The organism is Pseudomonas sp. ACN5 (assembly GCF_002303975.1).
GTDB classification, from domain to species: domain Bacteria; phylum Pseudomonadota; class Gammaproteobacteria; order Pseudomonadales; family Pseudomonadaceae; genus Aquipseudomonas; species Aquipseudomonas laurylsulfatiphila.
The window spans coordinates 211,248-232,555 of record NZ_MRCP01000006.1 but is presented as its reverse complement, the minus strand read 5'-3'; the positions used below and the strand labels follow the sequence as shown (position 1 = coordinate 232,555).

The 21,308-nt window shown below is 61.3% G+C and carries 17 protein-coding genes; 4 read left to right on the top strand and 13 right to left on the bottom strand.

Annotation, left to right across the window (positions count from 1 at the left end):
* Positions 1-245 precede the first annotated feature (245 nt).
* On the bottom strand, positions 246-1,214 hold the full coding sequence (locus BSF40_RS13730; RefSeq protein ID WP_095965523.1) for a LysR family transcriptional regulator: 969 nt from the start codon (positions 1,212-1,214) through the stop codon (positions 246-248).
* 341 nt (positions 1,215-1,555) lie between these two features.
* Here BSF40_RS13730 and BSF40_RS13725 point away from each other — a divergent pair, with 341 nt between their 5' ends.
* From BSF40_RS13725 to BSF40_RS13710, 4 genes are all read left to right on the top strand, one after another.
* The gene (locus tag BSF40_RS13725; protein ID WP_095965522.1) at positions 1,556-3,055 is read left to right on the top strand and encodes an efflux transporter outer membrane subunit; all 1,500 of its coding nucleotides are present in this window, start codon (positions 1,556-1,558) and stop codon (positions 3,053-3,055) included.
* A gap of 139 nt (positions 3,056-3,194) precedes the next feature.
* Positions 3,195-5,399 (top strand): FUSC family protein, encoded by a 2,205-nt coding sequence (locus BSF40_RS13720; protein WP_095965521.1) that lies wholly within the window; start codon positions 3,195-3,197, stop codon positions 5,397-5,399.
* The gene (locus BSF40_RS13715; RefSeq protein ID WP_015096751.1) at positions 5,389-5,589 is read left to right on the top strand and encodes a DUF1656 domain-containing protein; all 201 of its coding nucleotides are present in this window, start codon (positions 5,389-5,391) and stop codon (positions 5,587-5,589) included. Before BSF40_RS13720 ends, BSF40_RS13715 begins: the two co-directional genes overlap by 11 nt.
* Before the next feature lie 24 nt (positions 5,590-5,613).
* Positions 5,614-6,477 carry an HlyD family secretion protein gene (locus tag BSF40_RS13710; protein WP_095965520.1) on the top strand — a complete coding sequence of 288 codons (864 nt, stop codon included), beginning with the start codon at positions 5,614-5,616 and terminating at the stop codon, positions 6,475-6,477.
* Between the two features lie 195 nt (positions 6,478-6,672).
* Here BSF40_RS13710 and BSF40_RS13705 read toward each other — a convergent pair whose 3' ends face one another.
* The 12 genes from BSF40_RS13705 to algK all read right to left on the bottom strand — a co-directional run bounded on the left by BSF40_RS13705 (position 6,673) and on the right by algK (position 21,305).
* The gene (locus BSF40_RS13705) at positions 6,673-7,062 is read right to left on the bottom strand and encodes a DUF4440 domain-containing protein (protein WP_095965519.1); all 390 of its coding nucleotides are present in this window, start codon (positions 7,060-7,062) and stop codon (positions 6,673-6,675) included.
* 137 nt (positions 7,063-7,199) lie between these two features.
* Positions 7,200-8,024 carry an SDR family oxidoreductase gene (locus tag BSF40_RS13700; RefSeq protein ID WP_095965518.1) on the bottom strand — a complete coding sequence of 275 codons (825 nt, stop codon included), beginning with the start codon at positions 8,022-8,024 and terminating at the stop codon, positions 7,200-7,202.
* 34 nt (positions 8,025-8,058) lie between these two features.
* Complete coding sequence (locus BSF40_RS13695) at positions 8,059-8,523, bottom strand: multidrug transporter (RefSeq protein WP_095965517.1); 465 nt, start codon at positions 8,521-8,523, stop codon at positions 8,059-8,061.
* Between the two features lie 293 nt (positions 8,524-8,816).
* Positions 8,817-10,268, bottom strand: a complete 1,452-nt coding sequence (locus BSF40_RS13690; RefSeq protein WP_095965516.1) for a mannose-1-phosphate guanylyltransferase/mannose-6-phosphate isomerase — start codon at positions 10,266-10,268, stop codon at positions 8,817-8,819.
* A gap of 213 nt (positions 10,269-10,481) precedes the next feature.
* On the bottom strand, positions 10,482-11,138 hold the full coding sequence (locus BSF40_RS13685) for an alginate O-acetyltransferase AlgF (RefSeq protein WP_095965515.1): 657 nt from the start codon (positions 11,136-11,138) through the stop codon (positions 10,482-10,484).
* 14 nt (positions 11,139-11,152) lie between these two features.
* Positions 11,153-12,328 carry an alginate O-acetyltransferase gene (locus BSF40_RS13680; RefSeq protein ID WP_095965514.1) on the bottom strand — a complete coding sequence of 392 codons (1,176 nt, stop codon included), beginning with the start codon at positions 12,326-12,328 and terminating at the stop codon, positions 11,153-11,155.
* Between the two features lie 11 nt (positions 12,329-12,339).
* A complete protein-coding gene (locus tag BSF40_RS13675; RefSeq protein ID WP_015096743.1) occupies positions 12,340-13,905 on the bottom strand; it encodes an MBOAT family protein in 1,566 nt (521 codons plus the stop codon).
* Positions 13,906-14,119: 214 nt separating this feature from the next.
* On the bottom strand, positions 14,120-15,241 hold the full coding sequence (locus tag BSF40_RS13670; RefSeq protein ID WP_095965513.1) for a mannuronate-specific alginate lyase: 1,122 nt from the start codon (positions 15,239-15,241) through the stop codon (positions 14,120-14,122).
* An 8-nt stretch (positions 15,242-15,249) separates the two neighbouring features.
* Entirely contained in the window at positions 15,250-16,698 is a 1,449-nt protein-coding gene (locus BSF40_RS13665; RefSeq protein WP_095965512.1) for an alginate O-acetyltransferase, read from the bottom strand.
* A gap of 10 nt (positions 16,699-16,708) precedes the next feature.
* Entirely contained in the window at positions 16,709-18,286 is a 1,578-nt protein-coding gene (gene algG, locus BSF40_RS13660) for a mannuronan 5-epimerase AlgG (protein ID WP_095965605.1), read from the bottom strand.
* Between the two features lie 26 nt (positions 18,287-18,312).
* Complete coding sequence (locus BSF40_RS13655; protein ID WP_095965511.1) at positions 18,313-19,797, bottom strand: alginate export family protein; 1,485 nt, start codon at positions 19,795-19,797, stop codon at positions 18,313-18,315.
* Positions 19,794-21,305, bottom strand: a complete 1,512-nt coding sequence (gene algK / locus BSF40_RS13650) for an alginate biosynthesis TPR repeat lipoprotein AlgK (protein ID WP_095965510.1) — start codon at positions 21,303-21,305, stop codon at positions 19,794-19,796. The genes BSF40_RS13655 and algK overlap by 4 nt, the downstream gene beginning before the upstream one ends.
* Positions 21,306-21,308 lie beyond the last annotated feature (3 nt).

Genomic DNA, 21,308 nt, shown 5'->3' with positions numbered 1-21,308 from the left:
CGCTTCGACCTCCTCTCGATGTGTTCGGCTTCGCCGAACGGCGCTGCGCGCCCACCCCCGGATGAACGCCTCCACTCAGCCTTCCGAGGGGGCGGGTGGATCAAGATCAAGAGCTGCAGGCGAGCTAACGCTCGGCCTGTAGGAGCTGCCGAAGGCTGCGATCTTTTGATCTTGATCTTCCGCTCTTAAAAATAAAAATCAAAAGATCGCAGCCTTCGGCAGCTCCTACAGGGTCAGGATTTGGCTCAATTCGCCAGCCGAACTCCACCCAGACTCCCGCTCAATTCATAAGCCGCCAATTCCGCCTGATGCGCCGCCAGCAACTCCGGCAACGATCCGCGCAAATACTCGACCCAAGTCTTGATCTTCGCGTCCAGGTACTGGCGCGAAGGGTAGATCGCATACAGGTTCAGTTCTTGTGAGCGGTACTTGGGCATCACCCTCACCAGCGTGCCGTTGCGCAGGCCTTCAATGGCGGCGTACAGCGGCAGGACGCCAACGCCCATGCCGCTGATGATCGCGGATTTCATCGCGTCGGCGGAGTTCACCAGAAACGGGGAGCTGTTGATGGTGACCATTTCCTGGCCATCAGGGCCGTCGAAGGCCCATTTTTCCAGCGGGATCACCGGGCTGACCAGGCGCAGGCAGGCGTGGTTGAGCAGGTCGCCGGGTTTTTGTGCGCAGCCGTTGGCTTTGACGTAAGCCGGCGAGGCGCAAACGATGCTGTAGGTGATGCCCAGGCGTTGGGAGACGAAACCCGAATCCGGCAGTTCGCGGGCGAGGACGATGGACACGTCGTAACCCTCGTCGAGCAGGTCCGGCACGCGGTTGGCCATGGTCAGGTCGAAGGTTACGTCCGGGTGGGTCTTGCGGTAGCGGGCGATGGCGTCGATCACGAAGTGCTGGCCGATGCCGGTCATGGTGTGCACTTTCAGTTGCCCGGCCGGGCGGGCGTGGGCGTCGCTGGCCTCGGCTTCGGCTTCTTCGACGTAGGCCAGGATCTGTTCGCAGCGCAACAGGTAACGCTTGCCGGCTTCGGTCAGGGCGATGCGGCGGGTCGTTCGGTTGAGCAGGCGGGTTTGCAGGTGGGCTTCCAGGTTGGAGACCGCGCGCGAGACGTTGGCCGTGGTGGTGTCCAGTTGCACGGCGGCGGCGGTGAAGCTGCCGGCTTCGGCCACGTAACTGAAGGCGCGCATGTTTTGCAAAGTGTCCATGGGGTGCTCTCTCGTCGAATGACAAATTGTGACACGAAGTTTCTGTTTATTTACAGGCGACTAAAGATCGACTTACGGATTATCTCGTTAACGGTAACAAAGATTCACAGGAATCCCAGCTTATCGCCATTCAGGCCTCCCCATAGAATTGCGCAACTGGGCAACCGGGGCTCGACCCACCGCACAACCTGTGGGAGCGGGCTTGCTCGCGAAGAGGGCATCACATTCAACAGAGATGTTGACTGACAGACCGCTTTCGCGAGCAAGCCCGCTCCCACAAAAGCGGATCTCCGGTTTTCAGAAAATTTCGTGCCTCCCCCTATTTTCAGGAAATCGCAGCAGTGCCGCGTCGCATCAGCAGAGCGCTTCAGCCGCTCAGTGTTTTGGCTTTAACCCTGGCAATCAGCGGCTGCATCGGAACCGGAGGTATTGCCCCGCAGGGCAAGGCGCTGGAGGCCAATTCGCTGGCCACCGACGAAGCAATCCAGAGCGCCGCGCAAGATGCGAATTGGCCCACCGCGCAATGGTGGCAAGTCTATGGCGACCCGCAACTGAATCGCTGGATCGACCTCGCCCTGCAAGGCAGTCCGACCCTGGCCATCGCCGCCGCTCGGGTGCGTCAGGCCAGGTCCATGGCCGGCGTGGCCGAATCGGCCGAGTCGCTGCAGATCAATGGCGATGCCACCCTCAAGCGCCACAACTGGCCCACCGACCCGTTCTACGGTCCGGGTGAGCTGGCCAACGCCACGACCTGGGACAACAACGCCGCACTGGGTTTCAGTTATGCCCTCGACCTCTGGGGCCGCGAAAGCAATGCCGCCGAGCGTGCGGTGGACATGGCACACATGACGGTCGCCGAAGCGCGACAGGCCCAGCTGGAATTGCAGGACAACATCGTGCGCGTCTACATCGAACTCTCGCTGCATTACGCGCAACGGGACATCGTTGATGCGACCTTGAAGCAGCAACAGCAGATCCTTGAGCTGGCGCAGAAGCGTTTGAAGGGCGGCATCGGCACCCATTTCGAAGTCAGCCAGGCCGAGACGCCGCTGCCGGAAACCCATCGCCAGCTCGATGCCCTCGACGAAGAAATCGCCCTGAGCCGCAACCAGCTCGCCGCCCTCGCCGGCAAGGGGCCGGGTGAGAGCGCGCAGCTGCAGCGGCCAACGCTGTCGCTGGGGGCACCACTGAAACTGCCGTCGTCGCTGCCGGCGCAATTGCTCGGCCAGCGCCCGGACGTGGTCGCCAGCCGCTGGCAGGTGGCAGCACAGGCGCGGGGTATTGATGTTGCCCATGCCGGTTTCTACCCGAACGTCGATCTGGTCGGCAGCCTCGGCTATATGGCTACTGGCGGCGGGGCCCTGGAGTTCCTGACCGGCAAGAAGCTCAACTACGGCGTGGGTCCGGCGATTTCGTTGCCGATTTTTGATGGTGGGCGTTTGCGTGCCGAGCTGGGCGAAGCCTCGGCCGGGTATGACATCGCCGTGGCCAAATACAACCAGACCCTGGTCAATGCCCTGAAAAACATCTCCGACCAGTTGATCCGCCGCGAGTCCATGGACAAGCAGCAGGCGTTCGCCGCCGAGTCGGTGGCCACCGCGCAGAAGACCTACGACATCGCGATGATCGCCTACCAGCGTGGCCTGACCGACTACCTCAACGTGCTCAACGCCCAGACCTTGCTGTTCAAGCAGCAGCAAGTGCAGCAGCAGGTCCAGGCGGCGCGTTTGAGCGCCCATGCGCAGTTGGTGACGGCGTTGGGCGGTGGTCTCGGTGCCGGCAACGACGTGCCGAACGACAGCCAGACCCAGGCGCCGAAAACCCCGAGCCTTTTGCGTTGAACACAAAACCTGTGGGAGCGGGCTTGCTCGCGAAGGCGGTGTGTCTGATGACACTTTTGTTGCCTGACACACCGCTATCGCGAGCAAGCCCGCTCCCACAGGTTCCGGGTCTTCACTGAATTTTATTGAGCAGGATTAGATGACTCCCTTGCCCGCACCCTTGCGCTGGCTGTACTCCCTTGAATGGCGCCGGGGCTTCTTCGACTGGGCACGCAGCGATGGCGTGACCTGGGTCTACATTTTCAAGGTGTTGTTCGCGGCATTCCTGACGCTGTGGCTGGCCATGCGCCTGGAACTGCCGCAACCGCGCACGGCGATGATCACCGTGTTCATTGTCATGCAACCGCAAAGCGGTCAGGTGTTCGCCAAGAGTTTCTATCGCTTTCTCGGCACCTTGGCCGGGTCGGCGGTGATGGTCGCGCTGATCGCCCTGTTTGCACAAAACACTGAACTGTTCCTCGGTTCGCTGGCGATCTGGGTCGGTATCTGCACAGCCGGTGCCGCCCGCTGCCGCAACTTTCGCGCTTATGGATTTGTCCTCGCCGGATACACCGCCGCGATGGTCGGTCTACCCGCGCTGGCCCATCCGGATGGCGCGTTCATGGCGGCGGTCTGGCGGGTGCTGGAGATCTCGTTGGGCATTCTCTGTTCGACCCTGGTCAGTGCGGCGATCCTGCCGCAATCGGCCAGCGCGGCGATGCGCAATGCCTTGTATCAGCGCTTCGGCGTGTTCGCCCTGTTCGTCACCGACGGCTTGCGTGGTCGCAGTCAGCGCGAGGCGTTCGAGGCTGGCAACGTGCGTTTCATCGCCGAAGCCGTGGGTCTGGAAGGCTTGCGCAGCGTCACTGTTTTCGAAGACCCGCACATGCGTCGGCGCAATGGCCGGCTCAGTCGCCTGAACAGCGAATTCATGGGTATCACCACGCGCTTCAACGCCTTGCACCAGTTACTCGAACGCCTGCGCAGCAGCGCGGCAGACCAGGTGGTGGAGGCGATCAAACCCGGCTTGCAGGACCTCGCCGAGCTGCTCGACGGCTTCAGCGGTCGTGCCCTGACCAGCGCCGATGCAGCGCGCCTGGTTACAGTGCTGAGCGCCTACAAGGAAGGTTTGCCAGCGCGGGTGCGCTGTCTGCGGGCGACGTTCCAGCAGAGCAATCCGAGCGAGGCCGGGCAACTGGATTTCCACACCGCCTACGAACTGCTCTATCGCTTTGTCGACGACTTGCACAGTTATGCACAGACCCACGCGTCCCTGGCCGATCACAGTCACGAACGGGAGCGCTGGGACGAGCCGTTCACCCCGCAAACCAACTGGCTGGCAGCGGCAGCATCGGGGATACGCGCGGCGTTCATTCTGGTGGTGTTGGGCAGCTACTGGGTGGCAACCGCCTGGCCGAGCGGTGCGACCATGACCCTGATTGCCGCCGCGACCGTGGGCCTGTCCGCCGCCACCCCGAACCCCAAGCGCATGGCCTTTCAGATGGCGTGCGGGACATTGCTCGGGGCGCTGATCGGCTTCGTCGAGATGTTTTTCATTTTCCCGTGGATCGATGGATTTCCGTTGCTGTGCGTGATGCTCGCACCGGTGATCGTACTTGGCTCGTTCCTGACCTCGCGGCCGCAATACGTGGGCGTCGGCCTGGGCTTGCTGATCTTCTTCAGCACCGGTTCAGTGCCGGACAACCTCACGGTCTACAACCCCTATACCTTCATCAACGACTACATCGCCATGGTGATGGGCATGCTGGTGTGCGCAGCGGCCGGGGCGATCATTCTGCCGCCCAACAGCCGCTGGTTGTGGCGTCGCCTGGAGCAGGACCTGCGTGGTCAGGTGGTGTACGCCATCAGCGGCAAGCTCAAGGGCCTGGCGTCGAGTTTCGAGAGCCGCACCCGTGACCTGGTGCATCAGGCCTACGGCTTCGCGGCGGGCCAACCGCAGGTGCAGCGGGACTTGTTGCGCTGGATGTTCGTGGTGCTGGAAGTCGGCCACGCGATCATCGAATTGCGCAAGGAGCAGGCGATTCTGCCGGTGCATCCGGCCTATGCCGAATCCCAGCCGTGGCGCCAGGCGATCCGGGTGATGGGGCGTGCGCTGGTGCGGCTGTTTTTGCAACCGAACAGCAGCAACCTCGAACGCGCGCTGATCGCGGTCGATCACGCGATCAGCCGTGTGCAGTCCACCGACGAACCTTTCGCCCCGCATTTCGATACCTCGGCGTTGCGCCGGGTGAAGAGCTACCTGCACTTCATCCGCACCTCGCTGCTCGATCCGCAATCACCGCTCGCCGGCTACATGAATGCCAGTGCCAGCGCCAAGCCACAAGGACTTGAACATGCCTCGTGAAATCGCTTTCCACGGCGTGTACATGCCGACCATGACCCTGATGTTTTTCATCGCAGCGGCGTTGGCCTGGGCGCTGGACCGGTTTCTGTCCGGGTTCGACCTGTACCGTTTTTTCTGGCACCCGGCGTTGCTGCGCCTGAGTCTGTTTACCTGCTTGTTCGGTGCCATGGCGCTGACTGTCTACCGTTGACTCTCTATCACTGAGAATGCCCTGATGAAAAAGTTTTTCAGCCTGCTCGCGACCCTGCTGGTGCTGGCCCTCGCGCTGTGGATCGGCCGCTCCCTGTGGGAGCACTACATGAACACGCCGTGGACCCGCGACGGCCGCGTGCGCGCCGACATCATCAACGTCGCCGCCGACGTCACCGGCGAAGTGGTGGACGTGCCGGTGCGTGACAACCAGCTGGTGAAAAAAGGCGATTTGCTGATGCAGATCGACCCCGAGCACTACCGCCTGGCGGTCAAGCAAGCGCAGAGTCTGGTGGCATCGCGCAAGGCGACCTGGGAGATGCGCAAGGTCAACGCCCATCGTCGCGCCGATATGGACAACCTGGTGATCTCCCGGGAAAACCGCGACGACGCCAGTAACCTCGCCGACTCGGCCCTGGCTGATTACCAGCAGGCCCAGGCGCATCTGGAAGCCGCTGAACTCAACCTCAAACGCACTGAAGTACGCGCCGCGGTAGACGGCTACGTGACCAACCTCAACGTGCATCGCGGCGACTATGCGCGCATCGGCGAGGCGAAAATGGCTGTGGTCGACATGAATTCGTTCTGGGTCTACGGCTTCTTCGAGGAAACCAAGCTGCCCCACGTACGCGTCGGTGATAAGGCCGACATGCAACTGATGAGCGGCGAAGTGCTCAAGGGCCATGTGGAAAGCATTTCGCGCGGCATCTACGACCGCGACAACCCGGAGAGCCGTGAACTGATCGCCGACGTCAACCCGACCTTCAACTGGGTACGCCTGGCGCAACGGGTACCGGTGCGCATTCACATCGATGAAGTGCCGGTGGGTGTGGTGTTGGCGGCGGGGATTACCTGTACGGTGGTGGTGAAGCAGGAGGGTGGGGCATAGCCGGTAGACCGAGTCGCCTGCTTCGCGAGCAAGTCGGATCGCCGCACCGCCGCTCCCACAATTTGGAATGCAACCCCCTGTAGGAGCGAGCTTGCTCGCGATGAACCAGACCGCGCCGCGTGTATTCAGAATGCACGCGTTATCGTTGACGTCCATCGCGAGCGAGCTCGCTCCTACAGTTGATCACCCTCGGTTTCAGCAGAAAGTTTCCTGCAAATGCCGCCAAAGAATCCTGTCATCTACCTTCTCGAACACAACCGTGGAACGACGATCCGAGTGCAGCCCGGTTGCATCGGTCTGTTGTTCGCGGTAACTCACGGTCGCGCCCGCGTCGTGCAACGCAATGCCACGCAACTCGCTGAGCTCAATGCGGAACCCGAGTTTCTTGCCACCCGCCAGCGTGAACAGTTCGTTCAGCGCGTCTAAGTCCAGCACCCGGCCGAGCGGCGAGACCATGGAGAACTGCGGCGAAAAACGCGTCAGCAGTTTTTCCAGCTCGGACGCGTCACGCTCCTCGGCCAGCCATTGTTCGATGGCCACGTGGGCCAGGATCACTTCGTCGAAGTATTCGGTGTAGTCGGTCATTGTGCTGTTACCTGAAGTTTTGTAGAGACTGTGCGGGCCTCTTCGCGAGCAAGCCCGCTCCCACTGGATTAGCGCTATTTCAAAATCTGCGCATGACCTGTGGGAGCGGGCTTGCTCGCGAAGGGAGCGACGCGGTCTCAGAGTTGCCCACGCAACCCGAACCGCTTCATCAGCCCGGATTCGAGCAAGCCCTTGGGCAGCAAACTGGCCATCAGCGGCAACGCGCGGCTGCCATTGCCCAGGCGGATCAGCCGTGGCGGTTTGGCTTGCTGCACGGCCTTGAGCAATCCGGCGGCAAACTCACTGGCCGGGGTCGGCCTGTCCTGGGAAGCCCTGGCCCGTGCGCGTATGCCTTCACGCAGCGGAAACCACGGCGATTGTTCACTGATCAGTTGCTCGGCTTGGTGTCCGGCATTCTTGGCAAAACTGGAAGCGATGGCCCCCGGCTGCACCTCCATGACCCGCACGCCGAACGGCGCCAGTTCCATGCGCAAGGCATCGCTCAAGGCATGCACGGCGGCTTTCGAGGCGCAGTAGGCGCCGGCGAATGGTGTGACCAGTACGCCGGACACGCTACCGATATTCACCACCAGCCCCTTGGCCCGACGCAGCACCGGGAACAAGGCGCGGGTGACGCCGACGATGGCGAACACATTGGTTTCGAACTGGCGCTGCATGGCCGGTACGCCGCCATCGAGCAATGGCCCCATGGCGCCATAACCCGCGTTGTTGATCAGCACATCGAGGCCGCCGGTTTGCTGGTTGATTCGCTCGCTCAAGGCTTCGAGTGCCACGGCGTCGTTGACATCCAGTTGCACGGCGGTGAAACCCGCAGCGGTGAGTGCCGCGACATCTTCGGCCTTGCGGGCACTGGCCCAGACTTCATAGCCGGCGACCTTGAACGCATCGGCAAGGGCACGGCCAATGCCGCTGGAGCAACCGGTAATCAACGCAACGGGCATGGCGCATTCCTTGTGCAAAAAATGGGGGGAGGGATCAGTCGGAAAAACTACCCTGCAATCGCTCGGCGCGAAACTCCAGGGTTTCCGGTCGGTAGCCAGGGCGCAACGGCGGCAGTGGCAAGCAATCTTCCCAGTTGCCACCGGCCTGCAATTCGCCGGGTCCGCGATAACGCGGGGCGGTGTATTGGTTGTCGGCCAGGTTCACCGTATCGCCCGGCGCATAGGCCGCAACCCGCCAGCGCAGTTCCGTCAGCGGCACGTCATTGCCATTGTTCATCGTCAGTTTCAGCGGTCGGTCGGCCGGGCAGTGCCCGGGCGCATAGCTGATGCGCAACTCCAGGCGTTGCAGTTGCTTGAGTTCGCGGTGGTCCATCCAGATGACCCAGGTCGCGACGATGCCCAACCCCACGGCGGCGGCCACGGATACGGGCAAAGCCTTGGCCGGGTAGCGCAGCAGCAGGATCAGCCAGGTGATGACCAGCAGGACGCCGATGAACATGACGCGCAAACCTCGGGAGCAGAGAAGTGCATCCTACCTAAGCGTAGGTGCGATTGGCGATGGGAGAGATTTCGCGGTGACTGTGGGGGCCCCTTCGCGGGCAAGCCCGCTCCCACAGGTTTTTTGGTTGTTCACGAATGTTGTGTTCCACCCGGTCCACTGTGGGAGCGGGCTTGCCCGCGAAGAGGCCAGTCGAGGCACTACAAAAAACCAGTACAAAAAAAGCCCCCGAACCACCCGCTGCGGATAGGGAACGCAGCAGGCTGGACGAGGGCTTCTTGTTTTACTGAGCGTTACTGCGCGATCGTCTTCACCGCAACTCCACGCTCAACCGGCGTCGAGCGCCCGTAGATATCCTCAAACCGCTCGATATCGTCCTCACCCAGATAGCTCCCGGATTGCACTTCGATGATCTCCAACGGGATCTTCCCCGGGTTACGCAGGCGATGCACCGAAGCAATCGGAATGTAGGTCGACTGGTTCTCGGTCAGCAGGAACACGTTCTCGTCACAGGTCACCTCGGCGGTGCCACTGACCACGATCCAGTGTTCAGCGCGGTGGTGGTGCATTTGCAGCGACAGGCAGGCGCCCGGTTTGACCGAGATGTGCTTGACCTGGAAGCGGCCGCCCATGTCCACCGAGTCGTAGGAGCCCCACGGACGGTAGACTTCGCAGTGGTTCTGGGTTTCGCTGCGGCCCTGTTCGTTGAGGGTGTTGACCATCTGTTTCACGCCTTGGACCTTGTCCTTGTGGGCGATCATCATGGCGTCCTTGGTTTCGACCACGACGATGTTTTCCAGGCCGATCACCGACACCAGTTTGCCGTTGCCGTGGATCATGCAGTTTTTGCTGTCCTGGATCACCACGTCGCCCTTGGTGACGTTGCCGTTGGCGTCTTTTGCATTGACTTCCCACAGCGACGACCAGCAGCCGACATCGCTCCAGCCGGCGGTCAGCGGCACGACGCAGGCGCGTTGGGTTTTTTCCATCACCGAGTAGTCGATGGAATTGTCCGGGCAGCAGGCGAAGGTGGCTTCGTCGAGGGTGATGGTGTCGGCGTCCTGGTGGCTGCGTTCCAGAGTCAGCAGGCAGGTGTCATAGATGTCCGGATCGTGCTTTTTCAACTCTTCGAGGAAGCGGCTGGCGCGGAACAGGAACATGCCGCTGTTCCAGAAGTAACCGCCGGACTGGACGAACTCGGTGGCGCGCTTCACGTCGGGTTTTTCGACGAAGTGCGAGACGCGGCTGACGCCTTCGGGCAGCAGCGAGTCGTTGGTCGACTTGATGTAGCCATAACCGGTTTCCGGCTTGGTGGCCGGTACGCCGAACAGCACCATTTCACCGTTTTCGGCGGCGACTGTGGCCAGGGCCAAGGCGCGCTGCAGGGCTTTCTGGTCTTCCAGGACGTGGTCGGCCGGCAGTACGAGCATCAGTTCGTCGCGACCTTCATTGACCAGCATCATCGCGGTCAGGGCCACGGCCGGCGCAGTGTTGCGCCCGAACGGCTCCATCAGGATGCGCTGGGATTCCAGTTTGCGCGCCGCTAACTGCTCATTGACGATGAAGCGGTGCTCCTTGTTGCAGACCACGATGGGCGTGTCCATGCCTTCGAACACCAGGCGTTCCAGGGTTTGCTGGAACAGGGTGTGTTCGCCGGTCAGGGCCAGGAACTGTTTAGGGAATTGTTTGCGGGAAAGCGGCCAAAGACGTGAGCCACTACCACCTGACAAGATCACCGGAATCATATTGTTACTCCTTGAATATCGATTGGTTAGAGCTACTGCGTTCTGTCGTTTCACTCTTGTTTTTGTTCCGTGTCCGGGCTGGCCTTTGTAGGAGCGAGCTTGCTCGCGATGGACGTTAACGAAAACGCGCGCTATCTGAGTAAACGCGTTGCCCTTACGTTTTTCGCGAGCAAGCTCGCTCCTACAGGGGACATGGGTCAGTCCGGAAATTTGTTAGCGCGTCGATACCGGGCGTTTTACCCAGACCGGCGACAGGCTGCTGCCGCTGCCGGTGACGTACAGCACCGCGGCTTCACCGCGTTCCAGGGCGACCGGTTTCACGTCGCCGACTTTGGTGGTGCCGTCATAGAGCGCCAGGCTGACTTTCACCGGGTTGATTTCACGCTCGCCGCGACCCTTGGGCGCAACGTTCGGGACCACGTCGGTCTTGCCATCGGCGGTTTTCAGGGTCAGCGCCTTGTCGCTGAGGTTTTGTACGCGGACCAGGGACTTCTGCTTGTTCTTGAACGGCGGCTCCTCGATCAGTTGCGGTGCGCCGCTGGCGTTGTTGACCAGGGTGTAATAGTGGTCGCCGGCCAGTTTCACCGGCAGGCTCTGGCTACCGACCTTGGCGCTGTAGTCGCCGCCCGGCATGAAGCTGAAGTCAGTGCTCGACAGTGGCGCGACATCGCTCAGGTTGGTGCTGCCAACGGTGGCGCTGACTTCGGCGTTGCTGGCGTTGTAGATGCGCACGAAGGTCGAGCCTTTCGGTGCGGTCGGGCCGTACAGGGCGGCGTCGCCTGCGGCGAAAGCCTGTACCGACAGCACGCTGAGGCCGGCAACCAGGGCAAGGCGTTTGGCGAGACGACGAGGAGTAGTAGTGAAAGTCATGGTGTACCTCTCTTTCAGTTTTGCGCCCGGTCGGGCGTCTCGGATTTGTTGTTGATGGCTACGTTTTGTTGGCGGGCGCCGGCTTGTTTAAGCTCTGCGACCCACTGCGGGTCGGCGTCGCCGATTTCGTTGTTCACAGGCAGATATCGTTCAGGGAACTCCCAGATCAGCACCTGTGGCGGGCTGTTCTTGAAGGCATCGCTTTTCAGGTAGCTGAGCATCGGCAGAATCGGGCCGTGACCGTCTTCGGCGTAATTGACCACGTCGCTGTTCAGCGCTTGCTTGAGCGCACCGACGAAGTTCCAGTTCGGGTTGGCGCTGTAGCTGGTGCCGATCAGGGCCACCGGCACTTCGGTGTTGGCGAACAGCGCGTCGTCACCGGCGGGCTGGTCTTCAGCCGCGACCGTATTGCGCTTTTGCAATTGCTCTTGTTTAGGCATCAGGTTTTCGAACAGCGGGTCCAGCGGCAGGAACAGACGCAGGTCGCCCTTGTGGGTGATGGTCTCGGCAGGTTCGGTGACGAAGCGTTGCGGCTCGCCGCTCAGCGGGTACTTGTCGGCGATGGTCCTGGCCAGACGGTTGGCGGCGATCTCGGCGCCTTGCGGCGTCCAGTGGGTGTCGGTGCGCAGGAACACTTGCTGGCCATTCTGCTTGGCCTGTTGCAGCGGGCCGAGCAGGTCAGGGGCCGGAATCCGGTCGGCGGCCAGGCGCTGGTGGAAGTCCTTGTAGAGGTTGGCGTGGATGCTCGCCGGTTTCACTTCACCGAGGTGTTCCGGGTACAGGCGCGCCTTGGCCGGCACCACTGCCATCACCAGTTGCACGCCTTTTTCCTTCAAGGTCTGGCGCACGCCTTCGACCAGCGCGTAGTTGCCTTGCAGGTTCAGCTCTTCGTTGACCACCGGGTGGAATTCTTCATCGCTGTACAACCACTGGTCGCGACCGAGCACCACGCCCGGACGACCTTCGTTGAACAGTTTGAAATCCAGCGCGGCCCAGAGGTTGGTGCCCAGGCGCTTGATCGGGAACTCGTCGTCGTAGTGCGTTTCCACGGCTTTGCTCCAGCGGCCGTTGAGCACCGTTGCATCCGCGTTGGTGCTGAAGCCGAAGAAGCTGCGTACCGACCACAGACCGAGCACCAGCAGGGTCACCAGGAACAGCGCGATGTAGAAGATGCGTAATGAGCGGGTCATGGTCAGATCCCTCAGAACTGGAAGTAAAGGAACGGCGAGAAGCTTTGCGCCGAGAGTTTGAGAATCGAGGCGATGAACAGCAGCAGCACCAGCGCACGCATCACGTAGCGCGACCAGTCAGCGGTCCAGTAGGCCGGTTGCACCTGGGCTTCGACGCCGACGGTGTAGCCAGGCTGGTGGATGCTCGCCGGGTTATCCCCAGGCACGGCCTTGATCGTTCCCGGTGTCGCAGCGGCAGGGCCGTCGGCATCGACGTTCACTGCAGGCCTGGTCTTGACCGGAGGCTGATTGCTGTAGAAATCGCGCAGGCCGAAAAACGCCAGGGTCACGTAGGCCACGATCAGGGTTGCCACTTGCAGGCCGGTGAGGCTGGCCTGGTTGAGTTCCGACAGCGACCAGTCACTGAAGCTGAACATCGCGCCGTACATGCGCCCGGCCACGTGCAGGTTTTCCGCACGGAAGATCACCCAGCCCATCACCACCAGCAGGAAGGTCAGTGCCCAGCGGATCGGGTTGATGCTGCGTGGCGAGGTGTTCAGGCCGATGGCTTTTTCAATCGCCAGCCACATGCCGTGCCATGCACCCCAGACGATGTAGGTGATGTTCGCGCCGTGCCACAGACCACCGAGCAGCATGGTCAGGAACAGGTTGCGATAGGTCATCAAAGTGCCTTTGCGGTTGCCGCCCAGGGTGATGTACAGATAGTCACGCAGCCAGGTCGACAGGCTGATGTGCCAGCGCCGCCAGAACTCGGTGATCGACTGGCTGATATACGGCTGCTTGAAGTTTTCCATGAAACGGAAACCCATCATCAAGCCCAGGCCGATGGCCATGTCGCTGTAGCCGGAGAAGTCGAAATACAGCTGCGCGGTGTACGCCAGGGCGCCGAGCCAGGCATCGCCCGTGGTCGGGTTTTGCAGGGCGAAGCAGTGGTCGGCCACCACCGCGAGGGTGTCGGCGATGAAGACTTTCTTGATGAAACCCTGCATGAACCGCGTGCAGCCCTCGGAGAACTTGTCGAGGGTATGGGTGCGGTTGTTGAACTGGTCGGCCAGGTCGCGAAAGCGCAACACGGGACCTGCGATCAAGTGCGGGAAGATCGCCACGAACGCCGCGAAGTCGATCAGGTTGCGGGTCGCCGGGGTGTCGCCACGGTAGACGTCGATGATGTAGCTGATGGACTCGAAGACGTAGAACGAGATCCCGATCGGCAGCAGCACGTGAGTCAGGATGAAAGGCGAAAGACCCACCGATGTCATCATCGCGTTGATGCTGTCGACGCCGAAGTTGGCGTACTTGAAGTAGCCGAGGATGCACAGGTCGACGGCCACGCCGAGCAGCAGCCAGCGCTGCGCCGGTTTGGTCCTGACCCCGGCGGCACCGACTTTCAGGCCGATCCAGTAGTTCCACAGCGTGACGCCGGCGAACAGTGCGAGGAAGTCCACACGCCACCAGGCGTAGAACACGTAACTGGCAATCAGCAGCAGCAGATTGCGATAGCGTTGCCCGCTCAGGTAGTACAAGCCGAGGAAGATCGGCAAGAACAGAAACAGGAACACGTTGGATGAAAATACCATCCCGATCTCTCCATGTTTAACCAACAGTCAAGGGCCAACGGCCCCCCCAAACCCCCCACAGAAATTCGGGGGGCATCACACATAACTAACGTCTTGCACTGACCCGGTGTGGGAGCGGGCTTGCTCGCGAAAGCGGTGCGTCAGTCAACATCTTTGGTGGATGTCAGACCGCATTCGCGAGCAAGCCCGCTCCCACAGGGAATCTGTATTTGGTCTAGGAACCCTTGCCCTTTTCATTGGCTGGGTCGTAGACCTTGGTCAGGTCACCGCCGAGGCGGAAGGTCTTGAACGGTTGCATCTTGTGCTTCTTCGCCAGCACCTCGGGCGAGCAGGTGTAGAGCGAGCAGTACGGTTCGAGCCAGGCGAATTTCGAGTCGACCTTCAGGTCGGTCATGTCCTGTTCCTTGCCGCTCTTTTCCTCGAACTCATCCGGGTCTTTCACCCCGGCGAGCACGCGATCACCGAGGCGTTTCAATGCACCGTTGTTTTCCTGACGCAAGTCCACACCGTTGACCTGGGCGAAACTGGCGATCATCGCCAGCGGCGGCAGGGCATAGTTGTGGTACGCCAGCGCCCGTTGTTCACGCTTGAGTTCGTTGGGCAGATAACCGCTGGCGTCGACCTGGTTGGCGCCGACCTTGAATTCCTTCACGGCCCAGTCGAACAGGTCGCGGCGGTTGGTGGCGACGGAAGTGGCCATCACCGACCAGGCGGCCCAGTACGAGTGGTTGTTGGTCTGCTCGAGCGGCAGGTTGTCCCAGTCGCTGACCACCTGGTCGGCCATCTTGCTGAACCAGGCTTCGATCAACTGCGACTCTTGCTGATGGTTGGCCAGCGGACGGGAGTCGGAAAACTTCAGGCGAATGTATGAAGACGCCATGCTGCCCAACGCCCATTTACGCATCGACTTGCCGGTGTGGTTGAAGTCCTTGGACATCAAGGCATCGGCCTTGGCCCACGCGGTCAACCAATTGAGCGTGCATTCCAGTTGTTCCGGGCGACCGTCACGCATGAACTGCATCACTCGCTTGCTGGTGCCGCGCTCGATCTTGGTGATGTCGGCAGTACTTTCACGGAAGGCTTTTTCCGACTGCACGTTCAGGGTCGAGCGGGCCTTGTCCGAACCTTCGTACTTGCTGCGAAATTGCAACGAGCCGGTGTAGGGCGTCGGCATCGCATCGCAGCCTTCGCTCTTGTCGCCGGTTTTGACCTTTTCTATCGGTGCGAAGTAACCCTGTGGCGGACGCAATGGCGCCGCCGCTTGTGTGGCGCCAGCAAACATCGCCAGGCTCAACAGCGTCGGTACCAACAGATGCTTCAGTTTCGGATTTCGCATAGCAGACCTCATTGCCCGACCGAAGCAGTACGCTGCTCGGCGCTCGGGAATACGTTGCGTTTGCAGATTTTCGCTTCGACTTTCTGAGGCGCGGCACCGGCTTCGGGGCCCTGGACTTCAACGGCCAGCAGGTTTTGCGAGGCCCAGTCTTCGTCCGTGCGCAACTCGAAAGCGAAACGCCCGTCAGTCTCGGAAGTTTCCGGTTTGTCGATCTTGATGTCCTCGTGGCGACCGTTCATGTACCAGAGGGTGGCTTGCAGGGTTTTCACCGACGTATCGGCGAAGCGGATGTCGACCTGGTGGCTGCTGTTGCGCAGGTCCATGTTCTTGCTGTTGACCATCAACTCGTTTTTGCCCGGCTTGAGCGTGGCGCTGCCGGACATCTGCGCATCCTTGCCTTCGCAACCGTTGTCCAGCAGCGCCATCATCTGGCGGTAGATGGTTTCCTGGTCGAGGCGGTACAGCGGCGAGAATTCCCAGATGAGAATCTTCGGCGGGTTCTTCTGGAACTCGTCGCTGCCCAGGTACTGCAGCATCGAACCTTCCAGGCCGCCGCCGGGGAACGCCACGTTGAGAATGTCGGCGCCGATGGCCTCTTCGAGGAAACCGGCGAAGTTGTAGTTCTTGCCACTGTGGGAGGTACCCACGAGGGTGATTTGCGGGTTGCCGGAATCGCCGAACAGATCGCCATCGCCCGCTTCGCCCTTCGGCTCGGTGGTGAACTGATCCATGTACTGGATCGCGTAGCTGGTGCCACAGAGTTGACCGGCCATGTTGTGCAATGTTCCGGTCTTGCCCATGCGACCTGACTTTTTGGTCTCGAATTCGCGCTTGGGAATGTCGGCGAATTCAGGCAATTGCTTGACCTTCTCGGCGACGATTTTCGCCGTGCGCTGGGCACCGTACGGGGTCCAGTGCTGGTCGCCACGGAAGTAGAAGTCGTGGGCGGGCAGGGTCTCGGGCAGCGACTCGTCGGTCAGCGGCGACAGGTCCGGAACGACATAGCCCATCTGCGCGAAACGGCCCAGCATGGTCTTGTAGTTCCTCAGCGCCTTGTCGAAGTCGAAGCTGGCTTTCTCCGCCGGGTTGAGCTTGTTGCGGTTCACCAGGCCACGGGTCGGCTGGTACACGACAACCAGTTCCACGCCTTTGCTCTTGAACGCATCGTGCAATTGCTTCATGCGTTTGTAGCCGGCGGGCGTGGTGTCGAATTCGGTGCGCAAGTCTTCCTGCGTACGGAACAGCCAGTCGCCCTGGGCCTGCACCAGCGTGGTGAAGTTCTGCTGATAACGGGTGGTGTAGTTCTTCGCGTCGTGGGCGGCCGGACACAGGCTGCAGCACGGTTCGGCGCTGAACTTGGGCGCTTGAACTTCATCGGCACGCGCGCCAGTGCTGGCCGCGAGAATGCCGACGGTCAGGGCCGACAGGCTGAGTAATTTGATCAAGTGTGGGTGCATAAGATTATCCTCAGTCCCGCATTTCGGTCTGGCGTTCGACGGGGTCGATCAGCACGGCTTTCTGCTGGCGCACCAGCAGGTCGAGAATTTCATCCTGGCGCTCGCCAAGGATGCCGGTGAAGCTGATGCCGCTGGATTTGGTCGGTGCGAGCATGGACACGCGATACAACTCGACACTCAGCGGCGAGTCGATGGACAGCGGGCCGCTGCCGTTGGCCGCCAGCTCGCCGCCGACCACGATCAGCGACACCTGGGCGTCGAACGGGTCGAGCTTGATGTCACGGTCGGTGTTGCTCAGGTCCTTGATGTGGCCGTAGACGCCGGTCAGGCCGTTGGCCATGGCGACGTTTTCGTACAGGCGAATGTTCACGCTGTTACGAATGCGGATGCCGTGGCGCCGGTTGCTCAACACGCGATTGCCCCACAACAGGTTGTCGGCACTCTCGTAGAGGGTGATGCCGTCGGTGTGGTTCTGGTAGATCTCGTTGTGGGCAATCAGGTTGTTCACGCTGTTACGGTCGATCACCAGGCCCGACAACTTGTTGTCGTAGCTGCGGTTGTTGAAGATGAAGCTGTCGTTGACCTCACGGGAAATAATGATCCCGTGCTTCTTCTTGGTCCCGTACACCGTGTTGTCGGCAATGATCAGGCCGTGGGAACGGTCGTGGGGGTCGATGCCGTAGACGATGTTGTCTTTGTAGGTGTTGCCCTTGACCACGAAGTCGCGGGTTTCGTAGCAGTAGAAGCCGTACCACATGTCCGAGAACTCGGAGCCGACGATCCAGCCGGTCGGCTCAGGGCGCTTGAGCACCTTGGCCATGTTCGGCGTGTACTGGGAAATACTCACGCCGTAGGACTTACTGTTGGCATAACCGAAACTGGCGATCTTGCTGTTGGCGATGTAGGTCTCGGTGCCGCCCCAGGACAGCAGGAACGGACGGAATTCCTTTGGCGAATTGAACGTCGCCGGGCCGTTGTCCTTTTCCCGCCAGCCAGTGATTTTGGTATCACGCACGAACAACTGACCGTCGTTGACCAGGAACGCACCGCCCTCCTGGGACAGGCGCAGTTCCTGGGTCTGCTTGTCGATTTCGAGGATGCCGTGACGACCGACCACGATCGGCAGCCTGGCGAGGTACACGCCCGGTGACGTTTCGATGACGTACTTCGGCAGTTTCTTCGCCACGTCCTTGAGGTTCATGTAGCCGTCGTCGACGAAGATCGCCTGCGGGATGCCGTGCTGACGCACCACCCATTCGGCCATCTTGTTGTCACCGCCGATGAAGTCCTTCAGTGCGTCTTCCTGCATCATCCGGCGCACGCTGACTTTGCCGACCTTGCTGCGCACGATTTTTTTCGCGATGGCCTCGGCGGTGTAGCCAGAGACGTCCGGAAGCGTCGGCTTGGCCAGTTCCAGCGGCGCGGTCGGCGCGCTGCTGACGGTGTAGGTCTTGGCCTGTTGCAGTTCCTTGGCAACAGTGGCCGGCTTGGCGGGGGCAGCCGGCTCCACAGTCGCGAAGGCTGCCGCACTTGCCAGTAGCATCGCGCCGGCCAGCAAGGTCAAGGAACCTTTCTTGGCACTGTTCATGTCGAGGACTCCCTTCGCGCTCTGCATCAGAATTTCCAGACCACGTCGATGAACGCGCGATGCATGTACGAATCGACTTCCTTGCCATAGGCGTCGCCGGGCTTGAACACACCGCCACGGAAGCGCACCAGGGCCGAAGGCTCATCGATCGCCTGGCTCATCGACGCCGGCAACAGGCCTTGCTTGAAGTACTTGGTGACCACCAGGTCCATTTCCTGGCCGAGGTCTTTTTCGCCATCGTTCAGCGGCAGGGAGGTGCTGGACAACACGGCGCCGGTCACGTCGTCGGTGTTGTTCTGCACCGCGTCGATGCCGTCGCTGGTGATCGGTTTGTTGCCGTCGACGCGCCAGAATTTGTGGTAGATCAGGCTGGCGTCGTACTCGTCGTTGAGCATCCACGAACCGAACAGCGTGGCCGATTGCATGTTGTTCATTTCGCCACGGAAGGCTTCGCCGAAACGGTGCACGCGTGAACGTGTACCGGTGTAGTTCGAGCGGTTGCTTTCCAGGCCGTTCTGTTCGTAATCGGCGCTGGCCCGGGCGTAGGCCGCACCGACTTGCCATTGCGGATCGAGGCGCAGGCGCACGCCCAGGTCGGTGGCCCAGCCATCGACATCGCCGCTGCTCTTGGGTTGTGCGGGAGCGGTGCCATCAGCGTTCAGCGGGTTGACCGTGTCGCGGTCGCCACTCATGCCGGTGATGCTGCCCCAGTAGTTGAAGGTATTGGTGTTGCGCCAGTTGTAGGCATCGCTGTTGGCCTGCAAGCCCAGCCAGCTGATGTCGCCATTCTGTTTTTTGTCCAGCGAATCGGAAGGTACACCCGGTTCCGGATAGTCGAGCTTGCCGTCATCGTGAGTGTGGTGACCGCGAATGCCGGCCCAGTGACCCGGTGTCCATTGGTATTCGGCATCGGCGTAGGCGTGCAGGCGATCCTTGTCCTTGGGGGACAGTTCTTTCAGGTCAGTGCGGTACTCGCTGAAGCGCTCGGCGACACCCGCGTTGGCGCGCAACAAGGTGGTGTCGAAGGTCCAGTTCAGGGCTTCGATGTTGGTGTCGCGCCATTGACCGTCGTCGTTGTGCAGACGCTGACGACCGAGTTTCAGGATCTCGCCGGGGTAGGGCGTGAAACCGCTGTAGCCGACCCAGAATTCGCGCATCGCCAGGTAGTTCTTCTTGGTCTGGCGGTCATTGTTGCTGGTGTTCTCGGTGCCTTCGGACTCTTGCAGTGTGTCGGTCTCGATGATGTCGGTGGACGTCACCGCCTGCCCCATGGCGTAAGCGCTCCACGCACCGCTTTCGCCATACACCCACGGGCGCAGGTCAAGGCCGAGGCCGTTGACGTCGCCGCCGCGCTGGGTGCCGAGGTCACGGTCGTCTTCGGACTGGCCGGTGATTTTCACGTCCAGGCCGAAGTTCTTGGTTTCTTCAGTCATCGCAGCAAGCGTCGGGCAAGACCAGATCAGCGCGAATGTCAGGCCGATGCCGGCCTTCATGAATGGATTCAACTTCATTGGGTTTCCTCGCTGACTTCTTCTTGCAGGGTGTGCAGTTCCGGCGTGTTCGGGCTCAGGGCACCGCGCACGGCCTGTTCTTGTTTCAACAGGCGTTGGGCTTCGGCCAACCGGTCGGGCGGCAATTGCGTTTGGATTGTTTGCGCAAGCTCGGTGGCTTGCGGCGTGTTCTGGGCCAGGGCCAGTTGGCTGAAGACGTAGGCGTTCAGCGGATCAGGCTTGGTGCCCTTGCCTTGGGAAAACAGTTGGGCGATGGCGAAGTCGGCGCTGTTCTGGCCGTTGCGCGCAGCGGTCAACAGATGGTCGAGGGCCTTCTGCGGATAGACCTTGCCCAGGTAGCCACGGCGATAGATCTGGCCGAGGTAGTAATCGGCGGCGACTTCACGGCCGACGGCTTTCTGGAAATGCTCCTCGGCGACCTTGGCGTCGGCCGGCACCAGTTTGCCTTCGAAGTAGAGCTTGCCCAGCAACAGCTCGGCGCGGGGCTGGTCGGCGGCGCGGCCGTTGCCCAGGTACTTCATCATCTGGTCGACGTCGCCCAGTTCGGGGAAGTCGTAGATCAACTGCGCGAGGGTGACCCACGACGCCGGGTAGCCCGGTGCGATCGGTTCGAGCAGCGATTGCGCGGTCTTCTCGTCGGTCTTGCCCAGGGTCGCATCGGCGAGCACACGGGCGACGCTGTCGACGCGCTGCGCCGAAACGCTGCCGCGAGCGTGAGCCGCTTGCATCTGCTTGATCAGCTCGGCCTGTTGCTCTGGCTTGGCCTGTTTCTGGTAGACAGTGGCCAGTTCGACGTAGCAGATGTCGCTGGTGTTGAGCGCGGCCTTGCAGATCTTTTCCACGTCATCCAGATGCTGGTCGTAGGTGCCCTGGGTGCGATAGAGCAGCACTTGCGCCAAGCCGGCTTCCGGCTTGTTCTCGGCACGCCATTGGCTGATCTGCTGCTGGGCATTCACGTTGGGAAAGCTGTGCGGGTATTGCAGGTACAGCATCGCCAGCGGAATCAGCGTGTTGCCTTCGCCCGCGGCGGCCGCTTTTTTCAACAGGGTTTCGGCTTCGTGCTGCTCGGCTTCGGTGGAACCGGGCTTGGCCACCAGCAGGCGACCTAGGCGTGCCTGGGCGCGCGGAGAAACGCTGGCCGCGGCGCGGTAAGTCGCCTCGGCCTGTTTCATCTGCGCCGGGTCACGGCTGTCGACCTGGATATCGGCCAGGCCGACTTGGGCTTCGCTGTAGCCCAGGTCTGCCAGTTGCCGGTAGTTCGCCGCAGCGGTGGCGGTATCGCCGCGCTTGAGCGCTTCGTTGGCCAGGCGCTGGTCGGGCAGACCGGCGCAACCGGCCAGGCTCACCGCCAATGCCACTGCACACAGAGACCCCATGTGGGAGCGGGCTTGCTCGCGAAAGCGGTGTGTCAGCGAGCATTGATTCTGAATGTTCAACCGCATTCGCGAGCAAGCCCGCTCCCACAGGGGCTGCGGCGTGTTTTGAGTTTTTGTGATGGTCACAGGCATATC